The 12497-nt window shown below is 62.0% G+C and carries 9 protein-coding genes; 7 read left to right on the forward strand and 2 right to left on the reverse strand.

What is annotated here, in order from left to right:
• Positions 1–101 precede the first annotated feature (101 nt).
• Genes AC5PZ0_RS26645 through AC5PZ0_RS26675 form a run of 7 tightly spaced genes read left to right on the forward strand, consistent with a single transcriptional unit; the run spans position 102 to position 9457 of the window.
• Positions 102–2123, forward strand: a complete 2022-nt coding sequence (locus AC5PZ0_RS26645; RefSeq protein WP_454244194.1) for a capsule polysaccharide biogenesis protein — start codon at positions 102–104, stop codon at positions 2121–2123.
• Positions 2063–3382 (forward strand): capsule polysaccharide biogenesis protein, encoded by a 1320-nt coding sequence (locus AC5PZ0_RS26650; RefSeq protein ID WP_493856070.1) that lies wholly within the window; start codon positions 2063–2065, stop codon positions 3380–3382. The genes AC5PZ0_RS26645 and AC5PZ0_RS26650 overlap by 61 nt, the downstream gene beginning before the upstream one ends.
• Complete coding sequence (locus AC5PZ0_RS26655) at positions 3379–4155, forward strand: SDR family NAD(P)-dependent oxidoreductase (protein WP_027595982.1); 777 nt, start codon at positions 3379–3381, stop codon at positions 4153–4155. Before AC5PZ0_RS26650 ends, AC5PZ0_RS26655 begins: the two co-directional genes overlap by 4 nt.
• 7 nt (positions 4156–4162) lie before the next feature.
• On the forward strand, positions 4163–5710 hold the full coding sequence (locus AC5PZ0_RS26660; protein ID WP_493856078.1) for an LTA synthase family protein: 1548 nt from the start codon (positions 4163–4165) through the stop codon (positions 5708–5710).
• A gap of 4 nt (positions 5711–5714) precedes the next feature.
• Positions 5715–6284, forward strand: coding sequence for a GNAT family N-acetyltransferase (locus tag AC5PZ0_RS26665; protein WP_027595980.1), 570 nt, complete (start codon positions 5715–5717; stop codon positions 6282–6284).
• Positions 6281–8410 (forward strand): capsule polysaccharide biogenesis protein, encoded by a 2130-nt coding sequence (locus AC5PZ0_RS26670; protein ID WP_493856071.1) that lies wholly within the window; start codon positions 6281–6283, stop codon positions 8408–8410. Before AC5PZ0_RS26665 ends, AC5PZ0_RS26670 begins: the two co-directional genes overlap by 4 nt.
• 3 nt (positions 8411–8413) lie before the next feature.
• A complete protein-coding gene (locus tag AC5PZ0_RS26675; protein WP_493856072.1) occupies positions 8414–9457 on the forward strand; it encodes a phytanoyl-CoA dioxygenase family protein in 1044 nt (347 codons plus the stop codon).
• 646 nt (positions 9458–10103) lie between these two features.
• Here AC5PZ0_RS26675 and AC5PZ0_RS26680 read toward each other — a convergent pair.
• Entirely contained in the window at positions 10104–10847 is a 744-nt protein-coding gene (locus AC5PZ0_RS26680) for a hypothetical protein (RefSeq protein WP_274883847.1), read from the reverse strand.
• 294 nt (positions 10848–11141) lie between these two features.
• The gene (locus AC5PZ0_RS26685) at positions 11142–12494 is read right to left on the reverse strand and encodes an aminotransferase class I/II-fold pyridoxal phosphate-dependent enzyme (RefSeq protein WP_238215131.1); all 1353 of its coding nucleotides are present in this window, start codon (positions 12492–12494) and stop codon (positions 11142–11144) included.
• Between the last annotated feature and the right edge of the window lie 3 nt (positions 12495–12497).

The raw sequence follows: 12497 nt of genomic DNA on the forward strand, positions 1-12497 counted from the left end.
TGAACGTGAATTTGTATTAAGATTCGCGACCTCAAAATTCACTGGACCCTAAGGGCTTTTAGCCCTCAGCTGTCCGACGCATGGAACGCCGCTCCACGTTTATGGATGATGCTCTGCCTCGCCCACGCCTGCTGATCCTCTCAAAGGGAGCTCAGCAGATCACTACTTTGCCCTCGTTGCTGCCTGATTTTTCGCTGCAGAGCGGTGTCGTGGGTGATGTCCTGAAAACGGACTGGGTAATGGCATGGGGCCGTAAACCTAGCGCACTTCAGGCCATTGCTGAGGCTAAGAAAGCGGGCAAACCTGTCTTGACTCTGGAGGATGGCTTCCTTCGCTCGGTCGGTTTGGGTGCGGACGACCCACCACTCTCATTGATCGTCGATGACGTCGGTGTTTATTACGATTCCGGGCACCCTTCTCGTCTGGAGCAACTCATCTTCGAGCCACTCTCGCCCGAAGAACATGCGCGTGCACTTTCTCTTCAGGCACTATGGCAGCGAAATCGGGTATCAAAATACAACGACGCCAGAATCGAGACACCGACACTTCCGAACGACTGTGTACTGGTCGCCGACCAAACCCGGGGCGATGCCTCACTTCAAGGTGCTGGGCCCGCCGACTTCACGGCGATGCTCGATGCGGCGTTAGCCCGCTACCCCCAACACACCATCTTGCTCAAAGTGCATCCCGACGTCGTCGCACGCCGAAAAACAGGACACTTTGACTTGACCGAAGTGGCCAAGCACCCGCGGGTTCGGATCCTTGCTCAGAACATTCATCCCGCTGAGTTGATGCCGCGCGTACGAGCAGTTTACGTAATGACCTCGCAACTGGGCTTCGACGCCCTGCTCTGGAACGTGCAGGTACATACGTGGGGCATGCCCTTCTATGCCGGCTGGGGACTGACAGATGATCGCCTCCCTGCCCCTCATCGACGCACACCCGTGTGTCTGGCACAGTTGATCCATGCCAGTTTGGTGCGCTATCCGCGATATGTCTGTCCGGAGCGCGGCGACTCTTGCACGCCAGAAGCACTCATTAACTGGCTAGGCCTACAGCGACATCACCGCAGCTTGATGCCCCCACAAGTACAAATCTGTGGTTTCAGTCGCTGGAAAATGCCACTGGCTAAACTGTTTTTCGACGGCAGCGCGATTCGCTTCATCAAACCAAAAAAGCCTCTTTCGCCGTCGCTACCCGTCGTCTCTTGGGGCTGTAAACACGACGCCGAACTCCATGCCCACCCACAACAGGTCAACCGTGTTGAAGACGGTTTTCTGCGCTCTGTCGGCTTGGGCGCAGGTAAAGCACGACCATTGTCATGGGTGGTTGATGACCTGGGCATCTACTACGACGCTACTCGCCCCTCTCGCTTGGAGCAGATTCTCGCCAGCGGCAGCTTTGATCACGCCCTCCTGAGTCGCGCCGCAGACCTGCGCATGGCCATCTGTAGTGCTGGCCTGACCAAATACAATCTACCCGGTACTGCCTGGCAGCGTCCTCCAGCGGCGCAACGCGTCATTCTCGTCACCGGCCAGGTCGAGGGGGATGCCTCCATTCGCTACGGCAGCGCGCGCATTCGCAGCAACCTCCAACTGCTACGTGCAGTGCGTGAGGCCAATCCCTTGGCCTGGGTGCTGTACAAGCCGCACCCAGAGGTACTCGCCGGCACACGACCCGAGGGCGATGACGAAGCGCAAACAGTTCACTGGTGCAATGAGGTGATTGGCAACACGCCGCTGCAGCAGTTGCTGGAAGTGGTTGACGAATTGCATGTACTGACGTCGCAGTCGGGTTTCGAAGCGCTGTTGCGCGGCGTACCTGTAACGACCTACGGGCAGCCGTTCTATGCCGGCTGGGGGCTAACCGACGATCGTGAACTGGAACCGCAGGTTCAAGCGCGAAGGTCGCGAAAATTGACACTCGATCAACTGGTAGCGGGAACACTTTTGCTCTACCCCACCTACGTCAGTCGCATCACCAATCGTTTTACCACTGCTGAACAGACTCTCTACGAATTACAACATTGGCATGGGCTACCGCAGCTCGGAGCAATCTCCAGATGGCAGGACTTGAAACGACGCTTGAGCAGTTTGTTGGGCATGAAGCGCCCGACCGGCTGAATACGAGGGCGACGCGTGGTCCACTGCTGCGCATCCCTACGCACAATTTTCTGTTCCTGCAGGGTGTCAGTTCGCCTTTCTTCAGCCGCCTGGCCAAAGGGCTGCGTGACATTGGCCAAACTGTGCACAGTGTACGTTTCAATGTCGGTGACGAACTTTACGGTGCTGATGGCCCAAACATGAGTTGCCCGCAGAAGGCTGAAGACCTGGATGCCTGGTATGCCCATGTCTTTCGCCAGCTCGACATCACCGACCTGGTGCTGTTCGGCGATTGCCGCCCCGTGCACCGCACCGCAGTGAAGCTGGCCCGGTTGCAGGGCATTCGTGTGCACGTGTTCGAGGAAGGCTACTTCCGCCCGTACTGGATCACCCTGGAGCGCGATGGCGTCAATAACAACTCGCGCTTGCCAAGGGACCCCGACTGGTACCGCGAAGTGGGCAAGTACATCCCCCGCTACCAGAACGGCAACGCGTTCAAGCTGTCTTTTACCGCCCGCGCGGCACACGACGTGCTGTATCACGCCAGCGGAGCGTTGAACCCGCTGTTCTACCCGAAATACCAGACCCACGCGCCGTTTAACGCGGCAGTGGAATACGCGGGGTTCATTCGCCAGGGCTTGCGTCTTTTGCTCGCTCGCAGCCGCGACGACGCACTCGTGGCCGATGTTGCCCGTGAGCGCCAACCAACGTTCTTACTCCCGCTGCAACTGGACAGTGATGCGCAGATTCGCGATCACTCGCCATTCTCCAACATGACCCAGGTCATCAGGCATGTGATCGACTCGTTTTCGCTGAACGCGCCGTTCAACGCACGCCTGTTGATCAAAAACCACCCATTGACACCAGGGCTGGTCAACTACCGCAAGGTCACCGAAGCGCTGGCGCGCGAGTACGATGTGGCAGACCGCGTCGTATTCATGGAGAGCGGGCACATGCCGACATTGCTCTCTCACATCACCGGCATGATTACCATCAATAGCACCGCCGGCGCATCAGCCATCCTCCACGGCCGCCCAACCATCACGCTGGCCGACCCAATCTACGCCATGCCCGGTCTGACCCACCAAGGCGCGCTGGCCGATTTCTGGCAATCCCCGGACATGCCAGACATCAAGCTCTTTCATCGTTTTCGCAACACAGTCATCCACACCACCCAGGTCAACGGCGGTTTCTACACCGGCTGCGGCATCGACATGGCGGTCACCAATTGCCTCGAAGTGCTGATGGCGAAAACTTCAAGAATCGAAAAATACCTATGAACCACACCGCTTCACCTCGCTGCATCCTCATCACCGGCGCCACCGGCGGCATCGGCGGCGCGCTGGCGCCTGCCTATGCCGCGCCGGGCGTGACGCTGATTCTGCAAGGCCGGCGCCTGGACCGCCTGGATGAGATGGCCGAGCAGTGCCGCGCCTTGGGCGCCGAGGTACTGCTGGAAGCCATCGACGTGCGCGACCTGGATGGCCTGCGGGCGATGGTGCGGCGGGTCAGCGAGGCGCATCAGCCGGACCTGGTGCTGGTCGGTGCCGGGCTCAACACGGCAGTGGGCGCCAATGGCGAGGCCGAGTGCTGGGACGACAGCCGGGCGTTGCTCGAGGTGAATGTGATGGCGGCGCTGGCCACCGTGGAAGCGGCGCTGCCAGCCATGCGCAGCCGGGGCCATGGGCAGATTGCGCTGTTCAGCTCGCTGGCGGGCTGGCGTGGGCTGCCGGTGACGCCTACCTACAGTGCCAGCAAGGCGGCGATTCGGGTGTATGGCGAAGCGATCCGCGATTGGCTGGCGCCGGAAGGGGTGAAGGTGAATGTGATCGTGCCGGGCTACGTGGAATCGAAGATGTGCTTCGAAATGCCGGGGCCTAAGCCGTTTTTGTGGACCGCCGAAAAAGCAGCCAAGCGCATCAAGCGTGGGCTGGCTGCTAACCAGGCGCGTATCAGTTTTCCGTTCCCGCTCAACCTGGGCACCTGGCTGCTGGGGCTGATCCCGCAGTGGCTTTCTTCGATGATCCTGCGTGGGCTGAAGTACAGTGATTGATGTTTCTCTGCTGCCGGTTGCGTTGATCGGCCTGATGCTGACCGTGCTGGTCGAACGCTTGTTGATACCCCGCCCTGCCCTGCGCCGCCCGGCTGACTGCTGGATGCTGCATGTGGGGTTGTGGTGCGTGGGGTTTGGGTTGCTGTATGCGCTGACCGCGCGGCCGCTGTTCAGTGGCGTGAACCTGCTGTTGCTGTGGGTGCTGATCGTGCTGGTGAGCAACTCGAAGTACCACTCGCTGCGCGAACCGTTTGTGTGTGCGGATTTCGAGTACTTCAGCGATGCGGTGAAGTTTCCGCGGTTGTATTTGCCGTTCTTTGGGTTTGGCAAGGCGGCAGTGCTGGCGGTCGGGTTTCTGGTTTACCTGTGGGCGGGGTTGCGCTTCGAGGTGCCGGGGGCGCGGGTTGAGGCGTTGCTGCCGGTGGTGATTGGCCTGGGGTTGCTGCGGTTGGGGCATCGTCGGGTGGTGCCGAGCTTTGATGCCGAGCGCGATGTGCGGGGCTGGGGGTTGGCGGCCAGTTTGTGGCGGTATTTTTGGGCGGCGCGGGCGCCGGTTGATCAGGCTGGGTTGGGGTCGCCGTTTGCTTGTGAGGGTAGTGTCGGGGCGGCTGGCGCATTGGCGGGTAAAGCCGCTCCCACGGGGAATGGGCTGGCGGACTTGGTGTCGGTGCAGAGCGAGTCGTTCTTTGATGTGCGTGGCTTGTGGCCTGGCGTGCGGGCTGAGGTGCTGGGCGAGTATGACGTGCTGGCCAGCCAGGCGCTTGCGCGCGGCAAGCTGCAGGTAGCGGCGTGGGGGGCCAACACGGTACGTACCGAGTTTGCCTACCTCACGGGCATCCCGTCCGAGCGGCTTGGCGTGCACCGTTTCAACCCTTATCGCGTACTGGCGCGCCGGGGCTTGCCGAGCATCGCTTCGCGGCTGAAGGCGCTGGGCTATCGCACGGTGTGCATTCACCCGTATGACGGTGGGTTCTACGGCCGCAATAAAGTGCTGCCGGCGTTGGGCTTCGATGAGTTCATCGATGTGCGCGCGTTCAACCCGTCGCAAAAGGCTGGGCCGTTCATTGGCGATTGTGCGGTGGCGCAGAAAATTCGTGAACTGCTGGAGGCGCCTGGGCGTACTCAGCCGTTGTTCATCCACGCGGTCACCATGGAAAACCACGGGCCGCTGCACCTGGAAAGCGTGGCCGAGCACGAGCTGCCGGCCTGGTTCGACCGCCCGCTGCAACCGGGCATGCAAGACCTGGCGCCTTACCTGCGGCATATCGGCAATGCCGATCGCATGCTTGGCATGCTGCGCGAAACGTTACTGAGCCAGCCCAACGAGGCGCTGCTGTGCTTCTTTGGTGACCATGTACCGATCCTGCCCGAGGTTTACCAGGCGGTCGGCGCGCCGGCCGGCGACACTGACTACCTGATCTGGTCCAACCGGCGCCAGCCTGGCAGCCAAGCGTGCCCCATCGCTGTGCACAAGCTGTCCAGCGCGCTGCTGGCACACGCCCAGGCGCCCGCACAGGGCCAAGCGGCGCACAGTGCCGTGGCTGGGGTAGCCTGACGACGTGGTGCGCATCGTTCTGGGATCGGACCTGGCGCCGGAGCGTGCCGCAGACCCTGCCTTGGCCCAGTTGCTGACCCAGGGGCGCGGTTCGCTGGCGTTTCTGATCGGTAACCCTGCTTGCCGCTATCGCCTGCTGGGCGGGGCCATCCACTGGGACCGCGTGCTGCTGGCATTCGAAGGCGAGCAGGCGCTGGGCTTTGCCGCCTTGAAGCATGACGGGCGTGGGCCATTTGCGTTGCACTGGCGGCCGTTCATTCGCGAGTTCGGGCTAATCAGTGGCTGGGTGCGCTTTGCCGGGTTTTGCCTGAGCGAGCTGCGCGAGTGGCGTTACCCGTTCTTGTTGTATGGGCTGCGCGTGAGCAAGGCGGCTCGCCAACAGGGCATGGGGGCGGCGTTGGTGCAGGCGTGCTGTGCGCATGCGGCCAAGCTGGGCTTTACCGAGGTCGAACTGGAAGTGCCGCTGAACAACCCGCGGGCCAAACGGCTGTACCTGCACAATGGCTTTGCCCTGCGCCGCAAGCGTTGGGTGCCGTTCCCGCCGGTGCGTGGCATGTGGCGGGGGGTGCCATGAACCGTATTGAAGCGCCGGCAGCAGTGGCCTTGCAAGCACTGGTGGACGGCCCGGGTTGGGTCGGCATCATGTCGCAGTGGGTTGCCTGGAAGGTGCTGCACCTGCCGCAGTTTCTTGGGCCCGAGGGCCCGCCCTTCTGGCTGTGGCGCCGGGGTAGCAAGGCACCGAAGGGGCTCAAGGCGATTGCCGGTATCGGCTACAAGCAGTCTTCTGCGCAGGCGCGCGTGTTGTGCCAGCGCTGGGGGCTGCCTTATATCGCGCTGGAGGACGGTTTTTTACGGTCTTCGTCGCTGGGCATCGAAGGCGACACGCCGATGTCGATGGTGGTTGACCCGATAGGTATTCACTACCTGGCAGACCGGCCTTCGCTGCTCGAGAACATCCTGCAACAACCCGAGGCGCTGACCGAGCACGAGTTGGAATGCGCGCACGCACTGATCTCGCTGATGCGCAGCACGGGCATCGGCAAGTACAACAATGCCCAGGACCTGCCCGCAGACGACCCGCTGGGCCGTGAGCGGCCGTTGGTGCTGGTGGTTGACCAGACGGCGGGCGACTATTCGATCCCCGGTGGCGGTTTGTGCGAAGCGGACTACGTGCGCATGCTCGATGTCGCCTTGGCCGAGCACCCTGATGCCGATGTGCGGGTGCGTATTCACCCGGACTGCCTGGGCGGGCAGAAACCCAGCTGCCTGCTGGCCGCCGCGCAAGCCCGGGGCGTGCCGCTGGAGGCACGACCAGTGGCGTGGGCGTCGTTGGCCAAGCGGGCTCAGCGGGTGTATGTGGGCACCAGCCAGGCTGGGCTCGAGGCGTTGATTCAGGGCGTGGCGGTGACCTGCTTCGGGCTGCCGTTTTACGCTGGCTGGGGCCTGACCGACGACCGCATGCCCATCCCCCGCCGCCAGGCGCGGCCGAGCCTGGAGCAACTGGTGGCGGCGGCGTACATCCGTTATTGCCGCTATGTCGACCCGCTCACCGGCCAGCTGACCGATGCGCTGACCGTCGCTCGCCAGCTGGCGCGCAAAAAGGCACGCGACACTGAATTTGCCGGGCCTACCACAGTGCTGGGGGTCAAGCGCCACAAGCAGCACAACATTCGCCGCTTCTTTGCCAGCCGCTGGGGCCAGCTGCGTTTTACCGTGGATAGCCCGCAACTGGTGCAGCAGGTGGCGGCAGAAAACGGCCGGCTGCTGGTGTGGGCGGCGCGGGAGCCCGCCAGCCTGGCTGAACGCGCGCGCCAGCAGGGGGTGCCGATCTGGCGGGTCGAGGACGGCTTCATGCGGTCCACGGGGTTGGGGGTGAGTAACAGCCCGGCCCTGTCGTTGGTGCTGGACCGTGGCGGTATTCACTATGACTCCGCGTCGGACAGTGACCTGGAATGGCTGCTGCTCAATACCGACTTCGATGACGCCAGCCTGGCCGAAGCCGCGCAGTTAAGGGCACAGATCGTCGCCAGCGGCACCAGCAAGTTCAACCTGCGCAGCGGGCCGATTCCGCCGTTGCTGGGCCAGCCGGGCCAAACACGGGTGCTGGTGGTCGGCCAGGTCGAAGATGACGCTTCGGCGCTGTGCAGCGGCGGCGGCGCAGGCTGCAACCTGCGCCTGCTGCAACGGGTGCGCGCGCAGTTGCCGGACGCCTGGATCATCTACAAACCTCACCCGGACGTCGAGGCCGGCAAGCGCCAGGGCCAAGTTGCCCCGGCGCTACTGACGGGCCTGGCTGACCAAGTGTTGGGCGGTGTCGATATCGCCAGCCTCTACGGCCAGGTCGATGCGCTGCACACCTTGAGCTCCACCGCTGGCTTCGAAGCGCTGCTGCGCGGCGTGCCGGTGGTGACTTACGGCACACCGTTCTATGCCGGCTGGGGGTTGACCCACGACCACCAGCCGCTGCCGCGCCGCACTCGGCGCCTGACCCTGGACCAGTTGGTAGCCGGCGCCTTGATGCGCTATGCGAGCTATGCCGACGTTCAGCAAGACTTGCCCTGCGATGCCTGGCACGCCCTCGCTTGCCTGTCGATGCCGCGCCCTGCGCGGTTGGCCGAACACCGGCGCGTGGCGCCGCTGCTCAATTACTCCCGGACCATGCTCGGCTGCGGCCGGCCACTGGCCCCATCAAAGGACTAGAACATGCCCGTATCGATCAAGGACATCGGCCGCTATGCGGCGCTCCCCTGGCATTGCATGCAACTGGCCACCCACGCGAAATCGTTCGAGAACAACCCGGTACTCGGCAGTGCGCGGCTGAATGCGCTTGGCCTGCATGTGCAGCGTCGCCAATTGGCGATGGCCATGGCCAGCTACCGTCGCCAGGCCCTGGCACCGCGCCTGGATGCCGGCGAGCGTGCGCATTTTGAGGAAAACGGTTTTTTCATCCGCGAAAACGCCCTGCCCGCTGACCAGTTCGCGGCGTTGCGCGCAGAGTTGGGTGCCTTGCGCAGCACCGGTTGGGAGATGCGCCAAGGGCGTGCGGTTACCCGCCGGGTCAGCCTTGATCAGGATGTGCTGGCCAGCAACCCGGCCAGTGCGGCGTTTGTGGCGGACCGTGGGGTACGGGACCTGATTGCCTATGCATCGTCCAACACGGGCGGCATTACCTATCAGCTGCAGTCGATCATCATCGATGCCGCCAATGCCGACCAGGACCCGCAAACCCGCCTGCACGCAGACACCTTCCACCCCACCGCCAAGGCGTGGTTATTCCTGGATGACGTGGCCGACGACCAAGGGCCATTCAGTTATGTGCCGGGGTCGCACCGCCTGACGCCCGAGCGCCTGGCCTGGGAGTATCAGCAAAGCCTGGGCGCTGCCCGCTCGACCGAGCAGATGCACCGCGAGGGCTCGTTCCGTATCGACACCCCCGACCTCGCCGCCCTTGGCCTGCCGCAGCCGCGCCGCTTTGCGGTGCCCGCCAATACCCTGGTGGTGGCCGATACATCCGGCTTCCACGCCCGCTGCGCCAGCCACCAGGCCAGCCACCGGGTAGAAATTTACGCCAGCTTGCGGCGCAACCCATTCATCCCTTGGCGCGGGGCGCACCTGTTTGCCCTGCCGTGGATTGCCAACCATCACATGCGCTGGGACATCCGCCTGAAGCGCTGGATGGGGTTTGACAAGAAGAGCCATTGGCGGTTTGTGGAGCAGCTGAATGCCTATGAGCCGCCGCATATTTGAGGCAGTGCTCAGTTATCCCGTCGGTCAGCACGGACCTGTAGGAGCAGCCTTGTGCTGCGAAGACGCCAGTGGCAGCAGCGAAGATTGATTGCGCTGGCACCGGCCTCTTCGCAGCACAAGGCTGCTCCTACAAGGGACTGCGCCTGACGAAAGCCTTTGCATGTGCTCAGTTATTCCTTCGTTCAGCACCGACCTGTAGGAGCAGCCTTGTGCTGCGAAGACGCCAGTGGCAGCAGCAAAGATTGATTGTGCTAGCACCGGCCTCTTCGCAGCACAAGGCTGCTGCTACAAGGGACTGCGCCTGGCGAAAGCCTTTGCATGTGCTCAGTTATTCCTTCGTTCAGCACCGACCTGTAGGAGCAGCCTTGTGCTGCGAAGACGCCAGTGGCAGCAACGAAGATTGATTGCGCTGGCACCGGCCTCTTCGCAGCTCAAGGCTGCTCCTACAAGGGACTGCGCCTGACGAAAGCCTTTGCATGCGCTCAGTTATTCCTTCGGTCAGCACAGACACCTGTAGGAGCAGCCTTGTGCTGCGAAGACGCCAGTGGCAGCAGCGAAGATTGATTGTGCTGGCACCGGCCTCTTCGCAGCACAAGGCTGCTCCTACAAGTGGCTGCGTGTGACGAAAGCCCTTGCGTGTGCAGGATTAAAAGCTGACGCCAAGTTTTATACCGTATTCATCCTGCACCTGCGTATCCGTTGGGGTCATTACAAACTGCCCGTCCAACTCATATTCAAAGCGGCTGTAATACAACGAGGCAATCACCGGTACCACGCCGTCCTGATTAAACAGCAGGCTCATTTCGGCAAATGGGTGAGTGCCGTCTTTCAAATCCACTTTCTCGTTGCTGATGCCATGGATCTCCAATTGCGAATCACCATTGATCAGCTTACGCACGCCGGCTTCGAAACGTAGGGTCGCGGTATTGAACCGGTAGTTGTAACCCAACGCCACCTTGGCAAAAGGCGTGCGGTTGGTGAGGTCGATGTCGTACTTGCGGTTGTTCGGCTGCAGGCGGTTCCATTTGTAACCGCCGCCCACCAGCAGGTCGACGGAATGGCGCTCAGCCAGCGCAATACGCCAGCCCAGGTCGAGGTCGGCCTGCGCGTCCTTGACCTTCTGGTTCTGGTGCTTGCTATAGAGGCCGCTGAGTTCTGCCTGATAAATGAACCCGTCGGTTGACGTCATTTTATTGCCGAAGTTAATGAATGCGCCGCCTTCTGGCATATGTTCCGTGTCGGTTTTACCGTGCCCGGTGAATTCCTGTTCGGTGTAGCTTCCCTGTAAGCCAAACGCAAAAGCCGGTGCAGTGTGAGAAGTCGCATCGCAAACGGTTGGCACGGCGCAGACGCACACCGATACAACAGCAGCAAGAGTCACTCTGCTCATAAATACTCCATCGGATACACGACGGGCCCAGGGGGTGGCCCGGTTAATGATCACGATAGTCGTATTTTTTAAAGTTGCAGGCGTTACGCAAACTTTACACAGACACTTTTGTGCGTCGCTTTAAAGAGGAATTATTTAGATGTTTAACACTAGAGCGCTCGAAGTAAGTTCGGCTTTTCTTGCTTCGATTTAATATGATTAGCCGCTTTGCAGTGGCCAGATTCCAGCTATCATTGATGGCTCATTGATAGCACGCCAAAAGGGCTGCCAAGCAACCCCTCAGACCTTACCCCATCACCCCAGCCGCGCCATTTCTTCAGCGACCACCGCCACCGTGTGCTGGATCTGCTCGGGCGTATGCTCGCACGAGACAAAAAAGCGCACCCGCGCTGCCTGCTCCGGCACGGCCGGGTAGACGATCGGCTGGGCATTGATGCCCCGCTCAAACAAGGCACTGGACAACCGCCCCGCCTTGAACGAACTGCCGGTAATCACCGGGATTACCGCAAGCCCCGTGCTGGTGGCGGTGTCCAGGCCCGCTTCACGCGCCAGGCGCAAGAACAACTCGCCCCGCGCCTGCACCTGGGCAACCCGCCCGTTATCCGCCGCCAGCAGCTGCAACGCCGCCAAGGCCGACGCTGCGACCGCCGGCGGCATGCCGACGCTGTACAAAAAGCCCGGGGCCAGAAACTTAAGGTGCTCGATCAGCGCCGTGCTGCCAGCGATATACCCGCCGCAACTGGCCAAGGTCTTGCTCAAGGTGCCCATCCAGATGTCGACGTCATCACCCGCCAGGCCAAAGTGCTCACGGATACCTTTACCCGTGGCCCCCATCACGCCCAGCGAATGCGCTTCATCCACCATCAGAAACGCTTTGTGCTTGCGCTTGATGTCGACGAACCGGGGCAGCTCAGGGTAGTCGCCGTCCATGCTGTAGATGCCTTCGACCACCACCAGCACCCGCTCGAAGTGCTGGCGCTGCTCGCTCAACAGGCGGTCCAGCGCCTGCCAGTCGTTATGCGCAAAGCTCAAACGCCGTGCACCGGACAACTGAATGCCCTGCAGGACGCTGTTGTGAATCAGCTCGTCATGCACCACCAGGTCGCGCGGCCCAAACAGGTAGCCTATGGTGGTGACGTTGGTGGCATGGCCACTGACCATCACCACGGCGTCGTCCACCTCGTACAGCCTGGCCAACCCCTGCTCCAGCTCACGGTGCAGCGGGCGATCACCCGAGACCGGGCGGCTGGCAGACACCGAGGTGCCGTAGCGGTCGATCGCCGCCTTGGCCGCCTCGGCAACGTTGGGGTGGCCGGAATACCCCAGGTAGTTGTAACTGGCGAAGTTCAGGTACTCGCGCTCGCCAATCTGGGTTTGCGCGCCAGCGGTGCCTTGGTGCAGGCGGAAAAACGGGTTGCTCAGCCCCAGCCGCTGCGCGGTTTGTTGCATCACCCGCAGGTGCTGGTAACCCGGGTGTTGGTCGAAACGGTAAAACGCTTCAGGCACCTTCAATGCAGCCTGCTGCACCTGCTCCAGGGTGGCACCTTCCGCGCCTTCGGCGCCTGTGTTACGGCGCCGCGCAAGGGCTTGCTGGATCAGGCGTTGCTTGGCGTCGCCACCAAGGCCGGTCGGGGTTTTGGCTGTCATCTG

The organism is Pseudomonas sp. 5.2 (assembly GCF_059025405.1).